Genomic DNA, 24,392 nt, shown 5'->3' with positions numbered 1-24,392 from the left:
ACGGGATGGTTGGAATACGGGAACGCAGGTGGCGGCCTGCGGTTACCCTTGCGCGAAACGGCTCGATTTTCCGGGCGCGATGGGATAGGCGCGATCACACAACAGTGGGAGCCACCGATGTCAGAAATTATCGCCACCGTCACGCCGTCGCCGCTGCGCCGCCTGGTGGGTGTGACCGTCGTGGGCGCATTGGGGTTCCTGCTGATCTGGATGGCGATAAGCACGGCGCCGCCCCTTATCTGGCGGATCGTGATTCTGGCCCTTGGGGCAATGGCGCTGGTCGGAATGATGCGCCTGTGGCAGGCCACCCGATCACGGGTCGAACTGACGGCGACCGAGCTGCGCGATTCCGCGGGAACACGCCTGGCGCTGGTGGATGACATCATCGGGATCGACCGGGGGGCGCTTGCCTTCAAGCCGTCAAATGGTTTTGTGATTATCCTGTCCACGCGCCATGCCCGGGGCTGGGCGCCGGGGCTGTGGTGGCGCACGCCGCGCCGGGTTGGCATTGGCGGGGTGACGGGGGCAGGCGAGGCCAAGCTCATGGCCGAACTTTTGGCCGCGCGCATCGTCGCGCGCAGCCACGAGGCCTAGCTGACCGGCGTATCGCTCCACAACAGTTGCGGTACGAACCGGGGCGACGACACCACACGGTTGTTGAATTCCGACGCGGGCAGCCCGATCGAGAACGGAGGGGTGTAGTCCATCCAGGTTTCCACGATCACGGCCGAATCGGCATTGGCCAGCACAGGCAGGGTCGGGGCAAGCTGTGCCAATGTGGCTTTGCTGATCTTGGGCCGTTTGGGATCGCTGGTATAAGACCAGACCAGCACATGTTCGTCGGGGGTTACGACAGTTGTGTTTGTGTCCTCGTCATATTCGGATTTGCCTTCCTTGAAATAAACCACGGTGACCCGCATGGCGGTATCGTGGTGGGTCTGGGTCAGAAATTCGTGGTATTTTTCCAGACCGTCCAGGAATTCTTCGTCCACCGGGTTCCACTGCCGGGTCAGAAGGTCGCTGATCGTGTAGGTGGCGCGCAGGTTCAGAGATTGCATGCGATACGCGTCGACAAACGTATAGGTGGCCAGCATACCCCAAAGCAGGATTGGCAGGATCAGGACGGTTTCAACCGTATAGCTGCCGTCGGTATCCCGGGTGAAGGCGCGCAGCTTTCTGCGCAGATGTGTCATGATGTTCATGTCGGTTCATTCACAAAAAAGGTTGAAGCCATCATCTTGTATCCGCCCCCTACGACCGGGGGCAGGATCGCGCCGAGGCCGACGGCAGGGAAAATTGGGTCGTGCAGATAGCAGAACCGGATCAGCATCACCTCGTTGTTGGCGCCCGAGGTGTAACTGATCACCGGCTTTGACGTCTGGGTGCGGTCAACACAATCGCCGCCCCCTTCCCAATAGGTAAAGCCGCGGGTTTTGACCGGCCCCATCTCAAGTTTCATGTTGGTCGCACAATCGGTCAGCAGCAGCGCCTCTTGGCACACGGCGGCCTTGAGCACTTCGGGATCGCGATATTCCGGTTTGCCAAGGCGCAGTTCGCGCACCACGATGTCCATGCTTCGTTCCAGCATCGCCTGACGCAACTGGACCACGCCCATTTCGGCCGAGCACATGAAGATGGCCATCACCAGAGGAAACATCAGGGCAAATTCGACAGAGGCGACCCCGTCTTCACGGCGCAGAAAGGTTTTCAGCATCTTGATCATTGGATCAGCCTCAGTTGGTTGATGGTGGATGCGATGGCCGAAAAGGCATAGACGATGTCTTCGCCGTCAACGTCGAAATAGTGGTTATCGGACGAGGCGCATTGTTTCATCAGCGGCACATCCGCGCTGTCAATTTCGAAGGCGACGCTGAACACCAGGATACCCTTGGATTTCGCTTCGGCACAGATGTTGGCCATCCGCCTGTCCTTGACCGAGCCCGAAACGTAGTCGGTGGGTCCATTCAACCAATCGTAATAGAGGTTGGAATTGTAGTCCTGACGATACCACATGTAATAGGCGTTATACCCGAGCGAGGCAGCGGCCCAGAGTTCCTGATAGCTCAGCCGGTGGGATTTTGAATTCCCGCCATCACGGGCGTCGTCCCAACGGTTGCTGCGCGGAATATACCAGGTTTCCCACCAGTCATCGTCGTCATCCTTGTCGCGATATTCCTGATGATCGACGCTGAACCGCCAGCTGCCATCGGAATATTGGCGTCCCCAGACATCGGACATGCCCTGATTATACTGATCGCGCAGCGTGTATTGGGTTGTTTGGGCGCCGTCGGTCATGACCACCAGCACTTTCATGCTGTTGTTGCGGTTGTATGCGTAGGGCCGGTCACTGAATGTGTTTTCCACTTTGCCGGCGGTGATCAGATCGTCGGTGATGCTCTGGAATGACGGGTCAAGCATGGCGACGCCCCATTTCACGCCGATATCGGTCGAGGTGTTGCCGTCGGCGGTCAGGCCATTGATCTGGGCGATCAGCTTGGTCTTGTCCTCGGTCAGGGGTTGAACCTTGAAGGATTCATCGTCGCGGCACACCGGGGTGGTCGGGGGCTGGTCCGGCTCCAGGGATCAAAATGACCGGTCTGTTTGCGGGTGCCGTCGGGCATCGCGGTGGTCTGAAAATCGTCGGAGTCGAAATCCACGCAGTGCGAATAATCCTGGGTAAAGCTGAGATCCATACCGTCGGCGATAACCTTGCCCACGTTCACCTGGGTCGAATAGGGAACGATCGAGATCGAAACCTCGCCATCGCCGGTAATGCCGCGTTCATCCGACAGCACCGTGTTCACGAAACTTTTGGCGGCGTTTTTCATGTCGCGCAACCGGTTGTCGTTCCCCATGGAGCCGGATACGTCAAGCACCATGGAAATCTCGATATCGCTGATTTCTTCGCGGGCGGTGCCTTTTGCAACGGCAGGCATCGAATTGATCCCGAGGGCGTTGATGAACATCGTGCCCACATCAACCGAAGATGTGGCCGTGACGGTACGCGAGTTGATGTTCTCCACCACGTTGATTGAATCAAGGTATTCGGCCATCCCCGCCTTGTCGAAATAATCGGTTACGACTGCGGCTGGGTCCAGTTTCTGGTCCAGGTCGGCGGCGGCCAAAACGGCGGTGTCCACCGTATTCTGAAGGCCGAGACGCGAGAATTCGTTGCGCATTATGTCAACCGAAATTCCCCCGATCAACAGAATTGCCATGAACAGATACAGCCCGAAAAGGATCATCGACCCTTCTTCGTTCCGTGCGAATCGTTGGGCGACGTTGACAGGGGAGCCGTGATCGGGGCCCCTGGCGTGGCCATTTTTTGTCTTTATTTGGGGCACAAACCAACTCCTGAATGCGGTCGCGACGCAATTCGCACGTCGCGGTACGCAATCTATGGCAGATGGATTCGGCGGGAATTGGGCCAGATTGAGACAGATTGCGATGATTTGAGGTAACTTTTTGGCGTATGTATCCGGGGCGTCTGGCCCCGCCACATTTCGTGCCGGGCGTAAACGGTCCATGCAGAAACGAAACGGCGGCGCCCTTTTCGGGGCGCCGCCGTTTCGGTGCATCGGGGCGGTGGGTCAGGCTGCCGGGGGCGGGGTGGTCTGCCATTGCAGTTGCGGGGCAAACCGTGGGCTGGTGACCATGAAATTGTGCAGGGTGGTATCCGTCAGACCCATCACAAAGGCAGACCGATAATCCATCCATGTTTCCACAGTGATCACGATATCGCCGTTTGCTGTGGTCGGCAGGCGGTCATTTACTGCGGCGGCATCCACAAAGGCCGCCTTGCCGCCCCGGGCTTCGGACCAGACCAGATCAAAATGCTGATCTTCGCCGTCATAGCGGAATACGGAAACCCGCAGGGATTTGTGGTAACTGCGGTTGACCAGAAACGCGAATAATTGTTCGATCCCATCGATATATTCGTCGTTGATCGGCGCGGTTTCCCGCGACAGGATATCGCTGATCGTATCGGTGGCCTTGACGTTTACATTGGCCAGCCGGAGCCCGTCGAAATAGCTGAACATTGCCAGGATCGCCCAGGCCAGCATTGGCAACATGAGGATCGTTTCAACGGAATAGCTGCCTTCGCTGTTGCGGCCAAAGCGACGCAGAAGGGGCTTGAGGCGCAGGGTCATTGTCACTCTCCTCTCAGGGTTCGTTCACAAAGGCGGCGGTGGAAATGGCCGCATAATCGCCGGCGCCGTCCTTGGGCAGGACCAGCCCAAGGCCGGTCGTCGGAAAGATCGGCTGCACCTTCACGCAGGCCCGCACCAGCATCAGATCGCTTGGCGCACCGGGAATGAACCGGGTGACCGGCCTGATCACATCGCTGCGGTCGCTGCATTCGATGGCGGCATTGATCGTGTTCCAGGCGGTGCGCGGCACGCTGCGCATTTCGACCCGCAGCGCATTCATGCAATCGGGGATCAGCATCGCCTGATCGCAGATCATCTGTTTCACCTGTTCGTGGGTCGGCGGGGTTCTGGGGTTGATGCGCACGGCACGCATGGCCATGTCGGTGCCACGCTCTAACATGACACTGCGCATATTCAGCAGGCCAGCCTCGGCGCCGGACATGAACATCCATATTACCGGCACCACCAGGATCACGAATTCGATGGTGGGGCCGCCGTCCTCGTCCCGGCGAAAGTGGCGCAGGGGGGCGGTGATGGCGTGCAGAAATCGCTTGATCGGGCGGTTCATTGGGTCAGCCTCAGCTTTGAGATGGAGTTGGCGATCTGATCGAAGGCCGACTCTAGGTCATTCCCCACCACGCGGATGAAATAGTTCGGCGTGCTGGCACATTGGCCCATGACATCGGCGGAATGGTTGGTAACTTCGAACCCGATGGTAAAGATCGTGGCGCCCTTGGTCCGCAGCTCACTGCACAGATCCAGAAGGTTGGCATCCTTGGTTGGCGCGCTCACGCCCTCCCAGACATTGTTATAGAAGGTGTTTCGTGCGGTATTTGAGTTACGTTGACCATACACATAGGTGTTCGCAAAACGACGCACCGGCATTTCATTCCACAACTCGGCAAAACTCAGCGAAACCGGCGCGATCGCGTTGGATAATGCGCCGGGCAAACGCGCGTCGATCGCCCCAAGATTGTCGCCAAGACGGTCGTTCGACCATCCGGCGGGTATCGTGATGTTGGACAATCCGGTGACGGAACGGGGCAGGGTGATGCGCGGATTCCAATATTGTTCGTTGGCGATGCCGTCACCATCCTCATCGCCGACCTCGGGCGAATTCCAGGAATAATACACGTTCGAACGGGCCGAATTGGGCACCCAGCGCGACATCCCCGATGGCCCGGTGGCAAAGGCATCGTTGATTTCCTGCTGTTCGGTGTTCACGCCATCGGTCAGCAGGACGATGAATTTTTCGGTGTTGGGCCGGTCCCAATCAAAGGGCCGGTCGTTAAAGGCGTTGTCCACGTCACCTTCGGAAATCAGGCGCCGGGTGATATTGCGGGTGCTGGGATCGACAAAGGCGGCGCCCCACTTCAATCCGATCTCGATCGAGGTATTGCCGTCCGCGCTCAGGGCATCGATGTCCTGTTTGATTTCAGTGGGGTCATTCAGCACCGGTTTGACGATCAGGGCCGGTTCGGGGCGGCAGACATAAAGGCGGGGCGTTGCATTGGTGTACCATTGGTCAAAGTGCATCGTCTGGTTATAGGGCGACACGCCAAAAGCGTCGGGGCCGCGCAACTCGGAACTGTCAAAATCCGCGTCGGCAAAGTTGATGCAGTTCGAATAGGCATGGCGCGGCGTGACACCCATTTCATTCATGATGACCGGGCCGGCGTTCACCTGGGTGGAATAGGGCACCAGGCTCATGGTGATCCGCTCGGGGCTGTCGGTATTATAGATTTTGTCGACGAACCGCTTTGCCGCTGATTTCAGATCGGCCAGTTTTGACGTGCTTCCAGGGGCCGAACTTGCCCGGGCCATGGAACCGGACACATCCAGCACCAACGAGATTTCAAGATCGGTCCGTGCCTCGGTGGCGGCAGATACCGACCGGGGGGTCAGGGTGTCGATTCCTGTGTGGTTCCAGAAATTCATGAACATCGTTCTCTGGACCTTCTCGGTGTTCACCTTGACCGAGCGCTGATTGAGATTCTGGTTCACCTCGATGTCGCCAAGATATTGCTGCATCCCGGCCTTGGCGAAATAGCTGTTCACGACGTCCGTGGCGGGAACGGTCTGATCGAGATCGGCGGCGGCCAGAACGGCGCGGTCCGACAGGCTTTGCAGGCGGGCGCGGTTGTTTTCAAACACCATGATATCAATCGAGATGCCGCCGATCAGGATCATGCAAATGAAAAAGAACAGCGCCAGAATCGTCATTGATCCGGCCTCGTCCCTGCCAAAGCGCGCATTTACATTCGAAAATAGCTTAAACTGTTGCAGCATTGTTAACCTCGATTCAGTCGAGAACGCCCCCGGTTCCGCTCTCGGGTGGCAGATTGACGCCTGGATTGAGGCAGGAATGTGGCGCCCGGGGGCAAAGGTGGGGTCATAGGTGCGACGCTGGAACCTATGGGGGAGAGTGGCGGAAACTGTTGAAAAACAGGCGACAGTGGTATGGTTAATATTGCCGCCCGAATTTGCATCACGTCGAACCTGCGCCGACGGTATGGTTAATTCGGCGACAATAGATCAGCATCCAAAGGCGCGATCTCGCCGCACCGTTACCCAACAGGAGAGCCATGGCCCAGGATTTGAATTTCACTTGCCGATGTGGGGCGCTGCACGGGGTGTTGCGCGATGTGGGGCCTGGTTCGGGCAGCAATCTGGTGTGCTATTGCGCCGATTGTCGGGCCTTTGCCCGTCACATGGGCGTGGCCGACCAACTGACCCCCGGCGGCGGCAGCCCGCTTCATCAAACCGTGCCGGCATCCATCAATATCACCGGCGGGGCCGAGCATATCGCCTGCGCAAGGTTGCGCCCCAAGGGGTTGTATCGTTGGTATGCGTCGTGCTGCAACACGCCGCTGGCCAATACCGTGGGCAGTTCGCGGATGCCGCTGGCAAGCCTGTGGCAACCCTTGTTCGCTGATCCTGTCGCGCTGGGCGCGGACACGGCACAGGTGTTTACAAAATACGCGCAGCGCCCGTCGGCGGCTCCGGCAAAAGACCGGGGGGTGGTTTCATTGATGCTTGGATTGATCCGTCGCATCTTTTCCGCCTATGTTTCCGGCACCGCCCGTCAAACCCCGTTTTTTGACGCAAACGGAATGCCTGTGGTCACACCTGTGATCCTGACCGAGGCCGAACGGCGCGATGCCTATCAGGAAGGGTCGAAACCGGCCAATGGGATATAACGCACTTCGTCTGCTGAAAGAGGGATTGACCGGCAACACGGGCTGGAACCCGGTCTGGCGCGATCCGACACCCAAGGATGAATACGATATCGTCATCATCGGTGGCGGCGGGCATGGGTTGTCCACGGCCTATTATCTGGCGCGCGAACACGGGCTGCGCAATATTGCAGTGGTGGAAAAGGGCTATATCGGCGGCGGCAACGTGGGGCGCAACACCACCATCGTGCGCGCCAATTATTTTCTGCCCGGCAATTCCGAGTTTTATTCCCATTCCATGAAGCTGTGGGAGGGGCTGGAGCGTGACCTGAATTATAACGTCATGCATTCCCAGCGCGGGCTGATCAATCTGTTCCATTCCGACGGGCAGCGCGACGCTTTTGTGCGGCGCGGCAATGCGATGATCAATCAGGGCGATGATGCGATCCTGCTGGACCGCGACGGCGTGCGCCGCCATCTGCCCTATCTCGATTTCGACAATGGCCGCTTTCCGGTCCATGGCGGGCTCTTGCATCCGCGCGGCGGCACCGCGCGTCATGATGCCGTGGCCTGGGGCTATGCCCGGGGGCTGATCGGCGCGGCGTCGATCTGTTGCAACAATGCGAAGTCACCGGAATCGACGTGAAAGACGGAAAAGTGCAAGGCGTCACTACAAGTCGTGGGGTGATAAAGGCCAAAAAGGTGGGAATTGTGACAGCCGGGCGTTCAGGGCAGGTGGCCGCAATGGCCGGTTTGCGCCTGCCGGTGGAAAGCCATGTGTTGCAGGCGTTTGTTACCGAGGGGCTGAAACCGGTGATTGACCATGTGGTCAGTTTCGGGATGGGGCATTTCTATATTTCCCAATCCGACAAGGGCGGGCTGGTCTTTGGGGGCGATCTGGATTTTTACGCCTCTTACGCCCAACGCGGCAATCTGCCCATGGCCGAGCATGTGATGGAGGCCGCGATGACCCTGATGCCGGTGATCGGTCAGGCCAGGGTGCTGCGGTCCTGGGGGGGATCATGGATATGACGCCCGATGGATCGCCGATCATCGACCGCACGGGCATTGACGGGCTCTATATTGATTGCGGCTGGTGTTATGGTGGGTTCAAGGCGGTGCCCGCGTCGGGGTTTGCCTTTGCCCATCTTCTGGCCACCGACCGCCCTCACGAGACGGCAGAACGGTTCCGGCTGGATCGGTTCCGCGATGGTGTGACCCTGATGGATGAGGAGGGCACCGGTGCGCAACACAATCTGCATTAGGCGCGGGGCGCGGCCGGGGATGCCTGCGGCGCGAGTATTTATGTCAGTAAAAAATCAGGGGATGTGTCCATGCGGCTGACCTGTCCCCTGTGTGGCGAACGCGATTTGCGCGAGTTTTCCTATACCGGGGATGCGGTATTGGTGACGCGCCCCGCGCCTGACGCCGGTGCGGCGGCCTGGGGTGAATATTTGCATTTGCGTGATAACCCGGCGGGGGTGACCCGGGATTTGTGGCATCACGGGGCGGGGTGTTCGGCCTGGTTGGTGGTGACGCGCAACACGGTCAGCCACGCGGTGATTTCGGTTGAACTGACAGGTGGCAGATGAGGATTGCGGGGCGCGGGCTGGTCGATCACGCATCAACCGTGGGGTTCACCTTTGACGGGCGACCCGTTCAGGGGGTGGCGGGCGACAGTCTGGCTTCGGCGTTGTTGGCCAATGGTCAGCGGCTTATGGGGCGGTCGTTCAAATATCACCGGCCGCGCGGGGTGGTGACTGCGGGATCGGATGAACCGAATGCCCTGGTGACGATCGGGCAGGGCGCGGACCGGAGGCCCAATGAACGCGCGCCCATGGTTGAGATTTTTGGCGGGTTGGAGGCGGTGAGCCAGAACCGGTGGCCCACGCTTGGATTTGATGCCATGGGGGTGAATGACCTGTTGTCGCCGTTTCTGTCGGCGGGGTTTTATTACAAGACCTTCATGTGGCCCCGGGCGTTTTGGGAACGGGTATATGAGCCGATGATCCGTCGCGCTGCCGGTCTGGGGGCGTTGTCGGGTGTGGCGGCGCCTGATGTATCGGACAAGGTGTTCGGGTTTTGCGATCTGTTGGTTGTTGGTGCCGGGCCTGCGGGGCTGATGGCGGCACTGGTGGCCGGGCGGGCCGGGGCGGATGTGATTGTCGCGGATGAACGCGACCGTATGGGCGGGCGGTTGCTGGACGAGGACGAACAGGTGGGCGGGGTGGCCGGGCACGACTGGGTTGCGGCGGCGCTGGGCGAGCTGGACAGTATGCCCAATGTGCGGCGCATGGTACGCACCACGATCACCGGGGCCTATGACGGCGGCACTTATGGCGCCCTGCAACGATGTGCGCCGGGGGAAAACCACCAGACATTCTGGCGCATCGCTGCGCGCCGCGCGATCCTGTGTGCGGGCGCGTTGGAGCGGGGCATTGCCTTTCCAGGGAACGACCGGCCCGGAGTGATGATGGCCGGGGCCGTACGCAGTTATCTGCATCGTTATGGTGTGGCGGCAGGTCAATCGGTGGCGGTGTTTGGCAACAACGACAGCGCCCATCGCACCGCCCGCGATCTGTTGGCGGCGGGGGTGAAGGTGACGGCCCTGATCGACACCCGCCCCGAGGTGGCAACCCACGCCGATTTTCCCACCTTTGCCGGGGCCGAGGTGGTGGCGACGCGCGGGCATTTAGGCCTGCGCGGTGTGACCATCCGACAGAATGGGCGCACACGCCGGATTGCGGCCGATACCCTGGCGGTTTCGGGGGCTGGAACCCTTCTGTGCATCTGACCTGTCACATGAACGCGCGGCCGCTCTGGAATGAGGGCATCGCCGCCTTTGTGCCGCCCGACAATGCCGTGCGGGGGCTGGCTGTGGCGGGGGCCGCGGCGGGGGTGTTTTCAACCCATGGCGCGTTGGGCACCGGCGCGGCGGCGGCACAGGCGGCGCTTGGCGATCTGGGGATCAGCGTCCCCGCGCCCGATCTGCCCGAGGTCGGGGATGTGCCCTTTGTCATCACCCCACACTGGCAGGTGCGCGCCAAAGGGCGTGCCTGGCTGGATTTGCAAAACGATGTGACCACCAAGGATGTCGCCCTGGCGGCGCGGGAAAATTTCCGCAGTGTCGAGCATATGAAGCGCTATACCACCCAGGGCATGGCCACGGATCAGGGCAAGGGCAGCAACGTGAACGCCCTGGCGGTGCTGGCCGATGCCACCGGGCGCAGCATTGCGCAAACCGGCACCACCACGTTTCGCCCACCTTATACGCCGGTGGCGATTGCGGCCATGGGGGCGGGGGTGGCGGCGCGGGCTTTGCGCCGCAACGCTTTACCACCTCGCATAATGCCAGCGTTGAAAAAGGCGCGCCGATGATCGAAGCAGGGCTGTGGTATCGGCCCAGCTATTTTCCACGCCCGGGGAAACCACATGGCGCGAAAGCTGCGATCGCGAGGTGGCGATGGTGCGCGGCGCCGTGGGGATTTGCGACGTGTCGACCCTTGGCAAGATTGACATTCAGGGGCCGGACGCCGCTGCCTTTCTTGATTTCGTCTATACCAACACGTTTTCCACCCTGAAACCGGGGCGGGTGCGCTATGGGCTGATGCTGCGCGAGGATGGCCATGTCATGGACGACGGCACCACCGCCTGCCTTGCCCCCGACCATTATGTGATGACGACGACAACCGCCGCCGCCGGGCCTGTCATGAAACATCTGGAGTTTGTCGCGCAGGCCCTGCGCCCTGACTGGAATGTCCGCTTTACTTCGGTCACGGAACAATGGGCGCAATTCGCCGTGGCGGGGCCAAGGGCGCGCGATCTGCTGAATGGCCTGCTTGACAGCGCAATCGATGATGAGACTTGGCCGTTCATGGCCTGCGGCGCGGTTTCCGTCTGCGGGATCGTGGCGCGCCTGTTCCGCATCTCGTTTTCCGGCGAACAGGCCTATGAAATCGCCGTGCCGGCACGCTTTGGTGACAGTCTGTTCCGCCTGCTGGTGGCACAGGCCGAGGGGCTGGGCGGGGGCGCTTACGGGATGGAGGCGCTGAACGTCTTGCGCATCGAAAAAGGCCATATCACCCACGCCGAAATTGACGGGCGCACCACCGCATCTGACATCGGAATGGGGCGGATGGTGTCGGTGAAAAAAGACTGCATCGGTCAGGTGATGGCGGCGCGCCCGGGGCTGTGCGATCCGGCGCGCGAGCGGCTGGTGGGGCTGCGCCCGGTTGATCCGGCGGCACCGCTCAGCGCCGGGGCGCATCTGTTCAATCCCGGCGACAGGGCCGAACGGCTGCGCGATCAGGGCTATGTCACGTCGGCCTGCTGGTCCCCTACGCTTGGCACCAACCTTGCTCTGGCATTCCTGAAACACGGCCCCGCGCGCCACGGCGAACGGATCAGGCTGGTCGATCATCTGCGCGGCTATGATACCTTGTGCAGCGTCACCGATCCGGTGGCGTTTGACCCGGAAGGAGAGCGGTTGCGTGGTTAACCTTGTCGTCAAAAGCCCGGCCAACGGTGCGTTGCCCGTCACCATCGGCCCCCTGACCCTGAGCGAGCATTCGCCAGAGGCGATCACCGCTGTCATGCCCTTTGCCGGGCAAACCGATGCCGTTTCCGCGGATATGGGCCAGATGTTCCCGGCCCCCAATTGCACCAGCGAAAGGGGCGGCACACTGGCCATCTGGGCGGGGCTGGATCTGGCGCTGGTGTTGGGCACGCCGCCCCGGACACAGCACGCCGCGCTCAGCGATCAATCCGATGCCTGGGCGGTATTTGATCTGAGCGGCCCCGGGGGCGATCAGGCCCTCGCGCGGCTTTGCCCCATCGACACGCGCCCGGCGCATTTCGCCCCCGGCGACACGGCGCGCAGCTTGCTCGGCCATATGAACGCCAGTATCACGCGCCTGGACGCAGATACGCTCAGGCTCATGGTGGTCCGGTCCATGGCGCACACCGCCCTGCACGACCTGACCCGCGCGATGGAGCATGCGCAGCGCGGCTAAACCTGCTCCACCGTCACCTTGTGCGAATGGAAGGCCAGATGCCCGGCGATCGACCCGGCTTCGGTGCGGGGGGTTTCATAGCTCCAGGCGGCATCGCGGATCAGTTCGCTTTTGGTCTGAACCGAATAATAGCTGGCATCGCCCTTGCGCGGACAGTGGGTTTTGCTGTCCGAGAGTTCCAGAAACGCCATGGCCAGATCAGAGCGGGGAAAATAGATCACCGGGGCGTCAGCGCCCTCGGTCAATTCCTGCGCCGCGGTGGTTTCGCCGATGACGGCCCCGCCTGCGCGCACCACCCATGTGCCGCCCGCCGGACGGATCGAGATTTGGTCGGCCATGCTGTTCCCCCTGTGATGTCGTTGTTGGCAATGTTTTATACCAACGTATGCGACAGCGCCATGTGCCATGATACCGCAAACAATGCTGCGGTGAAAATCACAGGGGCGCCGTTGCCCTGGTCAGCCACCGCGCGACATCGCCACTCACCAGGGGGGCGATCTGCGCGGCAACCTCGGCATGATAGCTGTCGATCCATGCGCGTTCCGCCGGGGCCAGAAGGGTGGTGTCGATCAACTGCCGGTCAATGGGGGCAAAGGTCAGGGTCTCGAATGACAGCTGATCGCGCCCATCGCCGCCGGGCAGGGCCGGGGCCTGTTGCACCACCACCAGATTTTCGATGCGGATGCCAAAGGCGCCATCGCGGTAATATCCGGGCTCATTGCTCAGGATCATCCCGGGCTGCAATGGCACCTCGCCCAGGCGCGAAATCCGCTGAGGCCCTTCATGAACACTCAGGTAAACCCCCACGCCGTGGCCGGTGCCGTGATCAAAATCCAGCCCCGCCACCCACAGGGGATAGCGCGCCAGCGGGTCGAGATCACGCCCCGCCAACCCCCGGGGCCAGCGGGCGCGCGACAGGGCGATCATCCCCTGCAATACCCGGGTGAAACAGGCCCGCTGTTCCTGCGTCGGTGCACCAATCGCCATGGTGCGGGTGATATCGGTGGTCCCGTCCAGATACTGCCCGCCGCTGTCCACCAGCAGCAATTCACCCAAAGCCAGATCGCGGTTGGTGTCCTCGTTCACCCGGTAATGAACGATGGCCCCGTTCGGGCCTGACCCCGCAATGGTTTCGAAACTGATATCGCGCAACTGGCCGGTGTCGCGCCGGAACCCTTCCAGCGCGCGAACCACATCAATCTCGGTGATTGTTTCGCCGCCTTCCACCCGGCCCGCCACGCCATCGACCCAAGCCAGAAAGCTGCATATCGCCGCCCCGTCGCGCAGATGCGCGGCCCGGGTTCCGGCAATCTCGGCCTCGGTTTTGCAGGCCTTGGCGATGATGCAGGGATCGGCGTCAAAAGCCACCGCAATACCTGCTGTTTCCAATGCCTGCGACACCGCAAGGGGGGCCGTCGCCTTGTCCACCCGTACCGGCCCGGCAAGCGCGGCCAAAGCCCCGACAAAACCCTCGCCAGACTGTACGCGCACGCCAGCCCCCAGATGCCCGGCCAACCCCGCAACCTTGGCAGGGTCGCAAAACAGATCGACCCGCCCGTCATCATGCAGGATGGCAAAGCCATGAATCACCGGGTTGCGCTCAATATCATGGCCCCGGATGTTCAGCAGCCAGCAGATGGAATCGGGCAGGGTGAGGACACAGGCGCGCTGGCCGGCATCGCGCAAAACGCCGGCCATATCGCCACATTTCTGCGCCCCGCTGCGCCCCGCCAATGCGTCGGGCCAGGCCTCGGCACTGCCCGCGGGCGCGGCGGGCTGATCCTCCCAAACGGCATCCACCAGATTGTCAGTGGCCACAAACGCCAGTGCGGGCGCCGCCGCGCGCAGGGTTTCAATCTCACGCGCCGTGTGCAGCCAGGGATCAAACCCCACCCGCGCGCCACTCTCCACCCGCGCCGCCAACCACGGGCCAAGGGTTTCGCCGGGCCAATTCACCGGGGTAAACACATCCGCCACCTGGGCGCGCACCTGCACCCGGTATCGCCCGTCCACGAACACGCCCGCCACATCCCCCAGCACGGCGCAAAACCCGGCCGAGCCGGTAAACCCACTCAGCCAGGCCAGCCGCGCGTCGCGCGGCGCCACATATTCCCCCTGATGCACATCGGCGCGCGGCACCAGAAATCCGTCCAGCCCCGCATCGGCCATGGCGCCGCGCAACAGCGCCAACCGCCCCGGCCCCTGCTCGGGCGATGTGGTCACGTCAAAGCTCTGAAACATCACCACTCCCCGCGACGCGCCTGTCGCTTTTTACTGATCCAAATACTCAAAATCCGACGGGCAGCCAAACCACCTCAGCCTGCCCGTTTCATCCCCGTCACCCGCGCCCGGGCGCGGGGATCGGTGTCAAACAGGGCGGCCAGCTGTTCGGTCATTGCCCCGGCCAGTTGCTCTACATCGGTGATCGTGACCGCCCGGTCATAATACCGGGTCACATCATGGCCGATGCCGATGGCCAGCAATTCAACCTGTTTGCGCCGCTCCACCATGGCGATCACATCGCGCAGGTGTTTTTCCAGATAATTCGCCGGATTCACCGACAGGGTTGAATCGTCCACCGGCGCGCCGTCGGAAATCACCATCAGAACCTTGCGCGCCTCGCTGCGCGACGAAAGCCGCCGGTGCGCCCACTCCAACGCCTCGCCGTCGATGTTTTCCTTCAGCAGGCCCTCTTTCATCATCAGCCCCAGATTGGGCCGCGCCCGCCGCCAGGGTGAATCCGCGCCCTTATAGATAATGTGGCGCAGATCATTCAGGCGCCCGGGGGCCGCAGGCCGCCCGGCGGCCAGCCAGGCCTCGCGCGCAAGGCCCCCTTTCCAGGCACGGGTGGTGAACCCCAGAATTTCGACCTTGACCTGACAGCGCTCCAGGGTGCGGGCCAGAACATCGGCACAGATCGCGGCAATGGAAATGGGCCGTCCGCGCATGGAGCCGGAATTATCCAGCAGCAGCGTCACACAGGTATCGCGAAATTCGGTGTCTTTCTCGCGCTTGAAGCTCAGCGGCGTGGTCGGGTTTGCCACGACGCGCGCCAGACGGCCCGCATCCAGCGTGCCTTCCTCAAGGTCGAATTCCCAACTGCGCGATTGCTGGGCCTGAAGGCGGCGCTGCAATTTGTTGGCCAGCCGTGACACCGCGCCTTTCAGCGGCTCAAGTTGCTGATCCAGATAGGCGCGCAGGCGTTCCAGCTCGGCCGGTTCGGCCAGATCCTCGGCGCGGATTTCCTCGTCATGCTCGCTCAGATAAACCAGATAATTCGGATCAGCGGCCGACGCGGGCGGCGGGGCGGGTGGTTCGAACGGGGCGTCGCCCTCGGGCATTTCCGCCTCTTCGCCCATTTCGGTGTCGGCCATGTCATCCAGTGTCACCTGCGCCTGACTGGGATCCTGAGTCTGATCCTGCGATTGTTCCGGGCTGGCGTCGCTGTCTTCGGAATCGTCCTCTTCTTCGCCCTGGCTGTCGGAATTTTCGAGATCGTCGCTGTCGCTTTCGGCGTTCTCTTCGGTGTCGTCTTCGGCGTCCGGGTCATCGCCCAGTTGATCGCCATAGCCCAGATCCTCGATGATCTGGCGCGCAAACCGGGCAAACGAGGCTTGATCGCCCAGTTTTGCATCCAGCCCTTCCAGGGTGTCGCCCGCCTTTTCCTCAAGGAAACCGCGCCACAGGTTCATGATATTGTCCGCGCCCTCGGGCAGGGGGCGGCCCGTGGCCAGATGCCGGATCAGATACCCGGCCGCCACCGACAGGGGCGCATCGGCGGCTTTGCTCACCTGGGCATAACCCTTGCGCATTGCTTCATTGGCAATTTTCGCGTCGATATTGCCCGCGGTGCCCGGCATGGAGCGCGCGCCCACCGCCTCGCAGCGGGCCTCTTCCATCGCCTCATACAGATCGCGCGCTATCTGCCCCTGCGGTGCATAGCGGTTGAATGTTCCGGCATCATGGTGACGGCGGCGCAGGGCATAGGCATCGGCGGTGCCACGGGCCAGCAACACCTCATCGCGGGTCATCCGGCGGGTGATTTGGGGCAGACGCACGCTTTCATTCGTCATTCCCGGGGGATCGACGGAATAGGTGATCGTCATTTCCGAATCGTTGGCCATCGTCTTTGTGGCCTCGGCGAGCGCCTTCTTGAACGGATCTGCGGGGTTGTCTGTTTGCTTCATGTCCGAATGGCCTGACTTGCGACGGTGTGCCGGATGGGTCTGGCACGTTCCCGCCGAATGGTCAAAGGGGGCGTGTGAATCGCATTTTTGTCGGGAACCGTTTTGCCCCGCCGGGGATTGATTGGGCAAGAGGCGTTGATTGGATGTCAAGACACATGATTGGGATCGTGTGCGCCAAAACGCCGCATTATATTGGAGAGCCCCATGACCAACATCTTTCACACCGCAAGCCGCCTGGCCCTGGTCGCAGCACTGGCCGGTGCACCCGCCGCCGTGATGGCGCAAACCGCAACAGTTGATACCACAACCAAGGCGGAGGTCACCACCAACACCGAATCCGCAACGGAAACCATGAAGGGCGCGGCGGACAAGGCTGGCGGAGCAATGGAAAAGGCCGCTGACAAGACTGGCGATGCCATGGAAACGGCTGCGGACAAGGCCGAGAACGCTGCGGACAACGCCGCCGTTGAAACCGAGAAGGCGGTCGACAAGATGGGCGATGCCGTTGAAGGCGCCGCCGAAAAGACCGGTGAAACCGCCGAAAAGGCTGCGGCCGAGGCAGAGGCCGCCGTAGACACGCCGCCCACGGAAGAGATGGTCAAGCCTGTCGAGGGCCAGATCATTTTGCAGAGCGAAAACACGATCATGGCAAACGACCTGATTGGCAGCAATGTGTATTCTTCCGACGGTGAATCGATCGGTGAGATCGACAACATGATCGTCAATCTTGATGGCAAGATTGATGGCGTCGTGATCGGCGTCGGCGGTTTCCTGGGCATCGGCGAAAAGGACGTGGCCATCGCCATGGATAGCCTGTCGACCACCACCGATGAGAACGGGAACATCCGTCTGCTGACGAGCGCGACCCAAGCCGATCTGGAAGCGGCAGAGGCGTTTGTCACGAAGGCCGCCCAAGATCAGGCTGACCGCGCCAAGGAGCCCATGCCCGCCGCCGGTGCCACGGCCCCTGCCACCGGAAACTGATCCTCTGCATCAACTGAAAAGGCCGCGCTGGTTTGGCGCGGCCTTTTCATGTCAAGTTGACTGGCATCTCATCCGAGCGAGATGCTTGCCGCGCTTTCGGGCAATTCCTCATCGAAACAGCGCTGATAGAATTCGGCCACCGTTTCACGCTCCAACTCATCGCATTTGTTCAGGAACGTCAGGCGGAACGCATAGCCCACGTCGCGGAAAATGCTGGCGTTTTGCGCCCAGGCGATCACGGTGCGCGGCGACATGACAGTGGACAGATCGCCGTTCATGAATGCCGTGCGGGTCAGTTCGGCCACCGTTACCATCTGGCCGATGATCTTGCGACCTTTTTCGGTGTTATAGGTTGGCGATTTGCTCAGCACGATGGCAGCTTCGGCATCGTGGCGCAGATAATTCAGGGTGGCGACCAGCGACCAGCGGTCCATCTGACCCTGGTTGATTTGCTGGGTGCCGTGATAAAGGCCGGTCGTATCGCCCAACCCCACGGTGTTGGAGGTGGCGAACAGGCGGAAATAGGGGTGCGGCGTGATCACTTCGTTCTGGTCCAGCAGCGTCAGTTTGCCGTCCACCTCCAAAACCCGCTGAATCACAAACATGACATCGGCGCGGCCCGCATCGTATTCGTCAAACACGATGGCGGTCGGGTTGCGCAGGGCCCAGGGCAGGATACCTTCCTGAAATTCGGTGACCTGCACGCCGTCGCGCAATTTGATCGCATCCTTGCCGATCAGGTCGATCCGGCTGATGTGACTGTCCAGGTTCACCCGCACACAGGGCCAGTTCAGCCGCGCGGCCACCTGTTCGATATGGGTGGATTTGCCGGTGCCGTGATACCCTTGGATCATCACCCGCCGATTGTGGGCAAAACCGGCCAGAATTGCCAGCGTGGTGTCGGGGTCGAATTTATAGGTCGAATCGAGTTCCGGCACGCGGTCGGACCGTTCGGCAAAGCCTTTGACATGCATTTCACTGTCGATGCCGAAGGTGTCGCTCAGCGAAATATCCTCGGTCGGTTTTGCCTGAATGTCGATGGTGCCGTCTGCCATGGTGTTCGTCCTTTCCGCGCGGCGCCGGATACGGGGCGCCAGCCAACCCCGAGGTGGTGCAACATATCTATCCCACGCGCAAGGGGAAGGCGCCGGGAAAGCAGTAAGGAACTGGTCATACGCCCCTGCGTTTGATTTAACAGCCCTGACAACCAGGAGTGACCATGAGAACCGCGCAAGACGTTGAACAAATGATCCTGGCCATGGCCAAAGGTGACAGGGCGGCGTTTCTTTCGCTCTATGATGCGACCAGTGCGAAACTTTTTGGTATCTGCCTGCGTGTACTTAATGACAGGGCAGAAGCCGAGGATGTGCTGCAAGAGATCTTTCTCAAGATCTGGCGCAACGCGGATCGCTACAAGGCGAACGGATTTTCCCCCATGACCTGGCTGATCACCGTGGCGCGCAATGGCGCCATTGATCGGCTGCGCGCCCGCAAGGGACGAGGCGAATCGCTGGATCTGGCCGAGGAATTGCCCGATCACGGCCCCACGCCCGAGGCTGCGGCCGTGGCCTCGTCCGAGCGCGCGCAGGTGCAGGGGTGCCTTGAGGAGTTGAAACCCGAACGGGCAGGGGCCGTTAAAGGCGCCTATCTCGAAGGGCTGACCTATCAGGAGCTGGCCGACCGTTACGGTGTGCCGCTCAATACAATGCGAACCTGGCTGCGCCGCAGTCTGCAAAACCTGAAAGAGTGCCTGAGCCGATGACCCAAGAGATGGACCCGGACAAAGATGATGAAGTGACAGTGGCGGAATACGCCCTGCATCTTCTGTCATCCGAGGAGCGCACAGCGGTGGAGCAGCGGCTTGAGGTCGATGGCGCCCTGCGGCAACGGCTCGCTTGGTGGAGTGACCGATTGGCGCCCATGGCCGATGAAATTGCCGATGTCCCGCCCCCCAAGGGCCTGCGCGCGGCGTTGGAGCGGGCCATTGTGGCCGAAACTGCACCCGTCGCGGCCCAAAAGCCCGCGCGCCGCGGTGGTTTTCCGCTGTTCGGGCTGCTGGGGGGCGCAGGGTTTGCCATTGCGCTGGGGGTGGTTGTGATGACGCAACTTCCCAATATCCGCCCGCCCGCCGCCTTTACGCCCGATTTCGCGGCCAGCATCGCGGGGCAGGAGGGCGCGCTGTTGCTCAATGTCAGCTATAGTGACGAAACCGGCGAATTGCATGTCGAACGCACCGCCGGACAGGCGCCCGAAGGTCGGGTTCTGGAGCTGTGGGTGATTGCCGATGGCAGCCCCGGGCCGGTGTCGCTGGGCGTGTTGCCCGACGCGACCCAAGCGGTGCTGCATGTTCCCGAACCCCTGCGTGTCGATATGCCCGGCGCGACCCTTGCCGTCAGCGAAGAGCCGCCGGGTGGTTCGCCCAATGCTGGGCCAAGCGGTGCCGTTCTTGGAGCCGGGGCGCTGAGCGACATCTAAGTTGTTAAAGTTTTGCAACGAATACCCCTGCCGCCTCTGTCGGCAGGGGTATTTTGCTTGCTGAGGTGGGGTTTCCCACGTTCGGGAAAATAAACTGGTCCTCGCCTGAAACTCTTGCCTTTGCGCTGTCGTGGGTTCGTGTGACCGGGACAGACCCGGATGACACAAAACACGGAGATCAACATGATCCGCAAGACATTTGCTGCCGCGACCCTCGCCTTGTCCACCATTGCGACCGGCGCCTTGGCCGACAACCCGATGGTCGGCGGTGCCGAGATGCTGCCAACCCGTAATATCATCGAAAACGCTGTAAATTCGCCGATTCACAAAACGCTTGTTGCGGCGGTGAAAGCGGCGGGTCTGGTCGACACGCTTCAGGGTGAGGGGCCGTTCACCGTTTTTGCCCCCACTGACAAAGCGTTTGGGATGATCAAGAAAGAATCGCTGGATGCGCTGATGAAGCCTGAAAACAAGGCGCAACTGACCAAGATCCTGACCTGCCACGTGGTGGCCGCCGATGCGATGTCGATGGCGATCAAGGGTATGATTGATGATGATGGCGGTGCGCATCCCGTCCCGACGCTCGGCGGCTGCACTTTGATGGCCCGCTATGAGGGGGACAAGATCACGCTGACCGATGAAAACGGCCGCACGGCCAACGTGACCATCGCCGATGTGGACCAATCCAACGGTGTGATCCATGTGATCGACCGTGTGATGTTGCCCAAGCAGTAAGCACCGCCACATTTGATTTCGAGGCGCGCGGCACATGTCGCGCGCCTTTTGCGTTGCAAAGCGGCGCCAGAGGCCGCGCAGGAAGTTGGCAATCGTGTTCAACAGGGCGCCTCGGGGTCATCCGGTGTCATGCCAACAGATGACCCAAGGACATTACCATCCCGTTAAGCGCGACGTGGTTCAGCCGGTGAAGCTGCGGCTGTCCTTGATCTGGTCCCAGGCCCAGACGACCTCTTGCAATTGTTCCTCATGTCCCCGGTCGCCGCCGTTCATATCCGGGTGCAGCACCTTGATAAGTGCCTTGTACGCCTTGCGGATTTCGGGTTTTGTCCAATGATCCTTGGCCTCGAGGATATCCAGCGCGCGCCGCTCCGTAGGCGGCAGACGGCGGGTTCCGGTGATGGACCGGCCCGGATTGCGCGTGGCGTTTTCCCCCAGCACCTGATGCGGATCATCCACCCCGAGGCGCGACCAGGCGCGCTGTTCCTCGGATTTCTTGAACGGCTTGGTTTCGCGGTTCCAGACCCGGTCACTCTCAAGCTGGGCGTCCATTTCCTCTTCGGTGGTGCCGTTAAAGAAATTCCATTTCAGATTGTATTCGCGCACGTGATCCTTACAGAACCACAGGTATTCATCCAGATGATCGGGCGATTTCGGCGCACGATACTGGCCACCCTCTTCGCATCCGGGGTGTTCGCATACCCGGGTCGAGGTTTCGAACGCGCCGGACATGCCCCGCTTGCCACGGGGATTCTTTTTCTTGGCTGCGGTTACGCGCATATCGAAACCGAAGGGGTCATTTTTCGCCATCATCGCACCTTTCCGACTCGGGCCTAGGAGTTTAGAGATTTGGGTCTGAGAGTGAAGGGGAGATTGCACAAAAATGGCGGTAAGTGACGAAATCCATGCGCGGCTGCAACAGGCGTTCCAGCCAAGCACGTTGCAGGTGATCGACGAAAGTGAGGCCCATCGTGGCCATGCCGGGTATCAGGACGGCGGCGAGAGCCATTTTCGCGTCACAATCACCGCATCCGCCCTTGTTCCCCTGTCGCGCCTTGCCCGGCACCGGGCGGTGCATGCCGCCATCGGTGCCGATCTGATTGGCCGCATTCACGCGCTGGCACTTGACATTCGCACCTGATCGTTACTCGCCGCGCCCCTCGAACCGATCCGCCCCTGAACGCGGAAAGGGATGCACCCTTGTGCCCCCTCCGCCGCCGGGCCAAGTTTGGGTGCCGGGCCGGTGGCGCCATCGCGTGCCGCTGCGCCCAGGCGGGGGGCAGCGGCAGGCTCTGCCGGTTTGTGGCTGAACGACGGCGCAGGCTGGGGCGCAAGCTCGGCGGCCAGTTGCTCGGGCGTTTCCACATGGTCGGCCTCGGCCATGGCGTGGCCCACCGCATCACGGGCCTCGATGGCGCGACGAAACACCAGCATGTTCTGATACACGGTTTTCGTCCCCGTCAGCCCGCTGCGTTCCTCACAAGGGAGCGTGTCACACCGCAGATATTCCCACCCTTCGGCGCCATAGGCATTCATCACCTCGGTCAGCGTATGGGCAAACCGCGCCTCGCTGGTTTTGGCCCCCTTGACCTTGGGCGCCTTCTTCGGCGCCGGCACCACCACATATTCGAAATTCATCATTGCACTCTCCAGCACCCGTTCCAGATCGCGCTTTTATCAAAGCCGACAGCCGGGGGAAAGCCCACCTGAACACCTCGGCCAAACCGCGCCATCAGAGCGCGGCGAGGTCAGAGAGGATTGTGTCGCGCAAATTGCTGGCTTTGATGTGATGATATGAGAAATGTTCGGGGGCGAAAATCTCAAGCGCCAGATCGGCATGACGCAATGCCGCTTCCAGATGTTCGCGTGCATTGGTCGTGTCGATTTTTGAAAACGTCCCGTGGGCAATCGCCAAATTCTCCTGCGTCATCGCCCAATCCACCGGATGTTCGGCGCGGGTGCGCACACCCAACGCATAGTGATAGCGAGCTATAGCTTCGACCAGCAGAGCGATGCTGCCAGACCCGTTGATGCGTTTGGCCTGATCTTTCAGCGTGTTGGCGAGGTCGTTTTGCGATGCCGCCCAATACACAGGATGTTCGGCGCGGGTGCGTACCCGCAGCGCATTACGATAACAGTCCACAGCCTCGGCCAGTAGAGCGATGCCACCGGGGCCTTGGGCGCGGTTTGCCTGACTCACCAGCGCGATGGCGAGGTTGTGTTGCGTTGTCGCCCAAAGCTCGGCGCTGGTGCGTACCTGTAGCGAATTGCGAAAGGAGTTGACGGCCTTGACCAGCACGGCAATGCCACCGGGGCCATCGGTGCGGTTAGCTTGATCCGTCAGCGCGATGGCAAGATTGCTTTGCGTTGTTGCCCATTCGACTGGGTGCTCGGCGCGGGTGCGCACCTCCAGCGCGCTATGATAGCAGTCCACAGCTTCGGCCAGCAGAGTGGTGCCAGCGGGGCCGTGGGTGCGGCTGGCTTGATCTCGCAGTGTGATGGCAAGGTTGTTTTGAACCATGCCCCAAAGGGTAGGATCTTCTGCGCGCAACCTGTCGGTGACGATTGCGCGCAGCATGTCGGTAGCGCGCAACAGACCGCGCTCATCAAAGCGCAGGCCATGCTGATGGACCATGTATGAGTATCTGTCCCGCCGTCGCACCCGCTCCAATGTGTCCACGCCTGCAAAACTGTCCGCCGCTGCCGCATACAGCCCAAACGCCTGATCCACCCGGCCGCGCAGCAGGGCGTTGCCGGCGCGCAGTTCAGCGGTTTCCGCAGCGATGTCCAACTCCACCGTCTGCACCCGCGACAACAGCACCTCGACCTCTTCCAGATCGACCCGCTCCATCGCATCTCGCGCGGCGGCCTTGAGGTTGCCCAGCCCCGCAACCCGTTCGTCAATCGCCTCGACCTCGGCCTTTAGCAGGTCATATTCCACGGCCTTGTCACCCAGAAACGACAGCAATTTTTCGCGCGACAGAGCCTCTTCGAGACCAAACCGCGCGGCCAGTTCCTGCAACGCGGCCAAGGGCAGGTGATCGGCCTGCTCCACCACCCCCGCCACGCCGCCCTGTGCCAAGATCTGTTGAACCATCGCCTTGGTTTCAGCCAACTCCGCCTCGATCCGCCCCAGCGTCGGCAGGATCAGGTTCACGTCCCGGGCGGTTTTCTCGACAAGCGCCAGGGTCAGCCCACCGCGAAACGTCTCGCTGCTGTGACAGGCGGTGAGGGTTTCGACCAGAATGTGGCGCACCAAGCCGCGCAGAGCCGTCTCATCAACGCCAATCGCCAACCCATCGATCAACACATCGGCGCAATGTTCGGAAAATCCGTCTGCCTCCCACGTGCCCACCAGATGGTCGAGCGATACGACCTGCAAAGGGTTCACCCCCTCCAGCACAGCCTCGGCCGCCGCAATCACATCGTCGGGATATTCCCGCGCGAGATCACTCAGCAACCTGTCACGCGCTTTTGCCAGGGCGCGTTTCGCGCAGTCCTCCCGCAACGCCGCACCAAAGGCCAGCAGACCCGTCACCGCGCCCGCCGCCACACTCGCCCCGGCGGGCAATGCAAGCGCCAGCGCCGCCCCCCGATGCACAGGTTTCCACCCAGCGTGATGACTTTTTCCAGTTTTCTCATCTGCGCCCTTCACCGCCCATGGGCATGTGA

At 61.4% G+C, this 24,392-nt stretch carries 23 protein-coding genes and 2 pseudogenes; 11 read left to right on the top strand and 14 right to left on the bottom strand.

The window, feature by feature from the left end:
* Positions 1 to 117: 117 nt before the first annotated feature.
* Positions 118 to 594, top strand: a complete 477-nt coding sequence (locus AC0L7P_RS16975) for a hypothetical protein (RefSeq protein ID WP_473433779.1) — start codon at positions 118 to 120, stop codon at positions 592 to 594.
* On the opposite strand, the gene AC0L7P_RS16970 is transcribed toward AC0L7P_RS16975, so the two are convergent.
* From AC0L7P_RS16970 to AC0L7P_RS16940, 7 genes are all read right to left on the bottom strand, one after another.
* Positions 591 to 1,202, bottom strand: a complete 612-nt coding sequence (locus tag AC0L7P_RS16970; protein ID WP_473433778.1) for a TadE/TadG family type IV pilus assembly protein — start codon at positions 1,200 to 1,202, stop codon at positions 591 to 593. The two genes, AC0L7P_RS16975 and AC0L7P_RS16970, sit on opposite strands and share 4 nt — an antisense overlap.
* On the bottom strand, positions 1,199 to 1,723 hold the full coding sequence (locus AC0L7P_RS16965; protein WP_473433777.1) for a TadE/TadG family type IV pilus assembly protein: 525 nt from the start codon (positions 1,721 to 1,723) through the stop codon (positions 1,199 to 1,201). Before AC0L7P_RS16965 ends, AC0L7P_RS16970 begins: the two co-directional genes overlap by 4 nt.
* Complete coding sequence (locus AC0L7P_RS16960) at positions 1,720 to 2,550, bottom strand: hypothetical protein (RefSeq protein ID WP_473433776.1); 831 nt, start codon at positions 2,548 to 2,550, stop codon at positions 1,720 to 1,722. The genes AC0L7P_RS16965 and AC0L7P_RS16960 overlap by 4 nt, the downstream gene beginning before the upstream one ends.
* Positions 2,511 to 3,245, bottom strand: coding sequence for a pilus assembly protein TadG-related protein (locus AC0L7P_RS16955; protein ID WP_473433775.1), 735 nt, complete (start codon positions 3,243 to 3,245; stop codon positions 2,511 to 2,513). Before AC0L7P_RS16955 ends, AC0L7P_RS16960 begins: the two co-directional genes overlap by 40 nt.
* A gap of 345 nt (positions 3,246 to 3,590) precedes the next feature.
* Entirely contained in the window at positions 3,591 to 4,151 is a 561-nt protein-coding gene (locus tag AC0L7P_RS16950; protein ID WP_473433774.1) for a TadE/TadG family type IV pilus assembly protein, read from the bottom strand.
* A gap of 13 nt (positions 4,152 to 4,164) precedes the next feature.
* The gene (locus tag AC0L7P_RS16945) at positions 4,165 to 4,719 is read right to left on the bottom strand and encodes a TadE/TadG family type IV pilus assembly protein (protein ID WP_473433773.1); all 555 of its coding nucleotides are present in this window, start codon (positions 4,717 to 4,719) and stop codon (positions 4,165 to 4,167) included.
* The gene (locus AC0L7P_RS16940; RefSeq protein ID WP_473433772.1) at positions 4,716 to 6,374 is read right to left on the bottom strand and encodes a pilus assembly protein TadG-related protein; all 1,659 of its coding nucleotides are present in this window, start codon (positions 6,372 to 6,374) and stop codon (positions 4,716 to 4,718) included. The genes AC0L7P_RS16945 and AC0L7P_RS16940 overlap by 4 nt, the downstream gene beginning before the upstream one ends.
* 362 nt (positions 6,375 to 6,736) lie before the next feature.
* Here AC0L7P_RS16940 and AC0L7P_RS16935 point away from each other — a divergent pair, with 362 nt between their 5' ends.
* The 5 genes and pseudogenes from AC0L7P_RS16935 (at position 6,737) to AC0L7P_RS16915 (ending at position 12,339) form a co-directional block, all read left to right on the top strand.
* Positions 6,737 to 7,351 (top strand): DUF6151 family protein, encoded by a 615-nt coding sequence (locus AC0L7P_RS16935; protein ID WP_473433771.1) that lies wholly within the window; start codon positions 6,737 to 6,739, stop codon positions 7,349 to 7,351.
* Positions 7,341 to 8,592, top strand: a pseudogene (locus tag AC0L7P_RS16930) (sarcosine oxidase subunit beta family protein). The gene AC0L7P_RS16935 and the pseudogene AC0L7P_RS16930 overlap by 11 nt, the downstream one beginning before the upstream one ends.
* 69 nt (positions 8,593 to 8,661) lie before the next feature.
* Positions 8,662 to 8,919, top strand: a complete 258-nt coding sequence (locus AC0L7P_RS16925; protein WP_473433770.1) for a sarcosine oxidase subunit delta — start codon at positions 8,662 to 8,664, stop codon at positions 8,917 to 8,919.
* A pseudogene (locus tag AC0L7P_RS16920) lies at positions 8,916 to 11,825 on the top strand (sarcosine oxidase subunit alpha family protein). The gene AC0L7P_RS16925 and the pseudogene AC0L7P_RS16920 overlap by 4 nt, the downstream one beginning before the upstream one ends.
* The gene (locus AC0L7P_RS16915) at positions 11,818 to 12,339 is read left to right on the top strand and encodes a sarcosine oxidase subunit gamma (RefSeq protein WP_473433769.1); all 522 of its coding nucleotides are present in this window, start codon (positions 11,818 to 11,820) and stop codon (positions 12,337 to 12,339) included. Before AC0L7P_RS16920 ends, AC0L7P_RS16915 begins: the two are co-directional and overlap by 8 nt.
* Here the strand turns inward: AC0L7P_RS16915 and AC0L7P_RS16910 are convergent.
* From AC0L7P_RS16910 to cobT, 3 genes are all read right to left on the bottom strand, one after another.
* Positions 12,336 to 12,677: a DUF427 domain-containing protein gene (locus AC0L7P_RS16910; protein WP_473433768.1), complete on the bottom strand. Its 342-nt coding sequence runs from the start codon at positions 12,675 to 12,677 to the stop codon at positions 12,336 to 12,338. The two genes, AC0L7P_RS16915 and AC0L7P_RS16910, sit on opposite strands and share 4 nt — an antisense overlap.
* 97 nt (positions 12,678 to 12,774) lie before the next feature.
* Complete coding sequence (locus AC0L7P_RS16905; RefSeq protein ID WP_473433767.1) at positions 12,775 to 14,580, bottom strand: aminopeptidase P family protein; 1,806 nt, start codon at positions 14,578 to 14,580, stop codon at positions 12,775 to 12,777.
* Positions 14,581 to 14,654: 74 nt separating this feature from the next.
* On the bottom strand, positions 14,655 to 16,526 hold the full coding sequence (gene cobT / locus AC0L7P_RS16900) for a cobaltochelatase subunit CobT (RefSeq protein WP_473433766.1): 1,872 nt from the start codon (positions 16,524 to 16,526) through the stop codon (positions 14,655 to 14,657).
* A 204-nt stretch (positions 16,527 to 16,730) separates the two neighbouring features.
* Here cobT and AC0L7P_RS16895 point away from each other — a divergent pair, with 204 nt between their 5' ends.
* The gene (locus tag AC0L7P_RS16895; protein ID WP_473433765.1) at positions 16,731 to 17,510 is read left to right on the top strand and encodes a PRC-barrel domain-containing protein; all 780 of its coding nucleotides are present in this window, start codon (positions 16,731 to 16,733) and stop codon (positions 17,508 to 17,510) included.
* A gap of 68 nt (positions 17,511 to 17,578) precedes the next feature.
* Here the strand turns inward: AC0L7P_RS16895 and cobS are convergent, their stop codons facing one another.
* A complete protein-coding gene (gene cobS, locus AC0L7P_RS16890) occupies positions 17,579 to 18,565 on the bottom strand; it encodes a cobaltochelatase subunit CobS (protein ID WP_473433764.1) in 987 nt (328 codons plus the stop codon).
* 164 nt (positions 18,566 to 18,729) lie between these two features.
* Between cobS and AC0L7P_RS16885 the strand changes: the two genes are divergently transcribed.
* The 3 genes from AC0L7P_RS16885 to AC0L7P_RS16875 all read left to right on the top strand — a co-directional run bounded on the left by AC0L7P_RS16885 (position 18,730) and on the right by AC0L7P_RS16875 (position 20,720).
* The gene (locus AC0L7P_RS16885; protein WP_473433763.1) at positions 18,730 to 19,272 is read left to right on the top strand and encodes a sigma-70 family RNA polymerase sigma factor; all 543 of its coding nucleotides are present in this window, start codon (positions 18,730 to 18,732) and stop codon (positions 19,270 to 19,272) included.
* An 8-nt stretch (positions 19,273 to 19,280) separates the two neighbouring features.
* The gene (locus AC0L7P_RS16880; protein ID WP_473433762.1) at positions 19,281 to 19,985 is read left to right on the top strand and encodes an anti-sigma factor; all 705 of its coding nucleotides are present in this window, start codon (positions 19,281 to 19,283) and stop codon (positions 19,983 to 19,985) included.
* Positions 19,986 to 20,168: 183 nt separating this feature from the next.
* Positions 20,169 to 20,720 carry a fasciclin domain-containing protein gene (locus tag AC0L7P_RS16875; protein WP_473435493.1) on the top strand — a complete coding sequence of 184 codons (552 nt, stop codon included), beginning with the start codon at positions 20,169 to 20,171 and terminating at the stop codon, positions 20,718 to 20,720.
* A gap of 180 nt (positions 20,721 to 20,900) precedes the next feature.
* Here the strand turns inward: AC0L7P_RS16875 and AC0L7P_RS16870 are convergent, their stop codons facing one another.
* The gene (locus AC0L7P_RS16870) at positions 20,901 to 21,530 is read right to left on the bottom strand and encodes a DnaJ domain-containing protein (RefSeq protein WP_473433761.1); all 630 of its coding nucleotides are present in this window, start codon (positions 21,528 to 21,530) and stop codon (positions 20,901 to 20,903) included.
* Positions 21,531 to 21,603: 73 nt separating this feature from the next.
* Between AC0L7P_RS16870 and AC0L7P_RS16865 the strand changes: the two genes are divergently transcribed.
* Positions 21,604 to 21,861, top strand: coding sequence for a BolA family protein (locus AC0L7P_RS16865; RefSeq protein WP_473433760.1), 258 nt, complete (start codon positions 21,604 to 21,606; stop codon positions 21,859 to 21,861).
* On the opposite strand, the gene AC0L7P_RS16860 is transcribed toward AC0L7P_RS16865, so the two are convergent.
* On the bottom strand, positions 21,831 to 22,361 hold the full coding sequence (locus AC0L7P_RS16860) for a DUF4177 domain-containing protein (RefSeq protein ID WP_473433759.1): 531 nt from the start codon (positions 22,359 to 22,361) through the stop codon (positions 21,831 to 21,833). The two genes, AC0L7P_RS16865 and AC0L7P_RS16860, sit on opposite strands and share 31 nt — an antisense overlap.
* 91 nt (positions 22,362 to 22,452) lie before the next feature.
* On the bottom strand, positions 22,453 to 24,321 hold the full coding sequence (locus tag AC0L7P_RS16855) for a hypothetical protein (RefSeq protein ID WP_473433758.1): 1,869 nt from the start codon (positions 24,319 to 24,321) through the stop codon (positions 22,453 to 22,455).
* Between the last annotated feature and the right edge of the window lie 71 nt (positions 24,322 to 24,392).

This window comes from Oceaniglobus sp. K40-3 (assembly GCF_055808395.1).
This window is presented reverse-complemented; position numbering and strand designations above follow the sequence as displayed.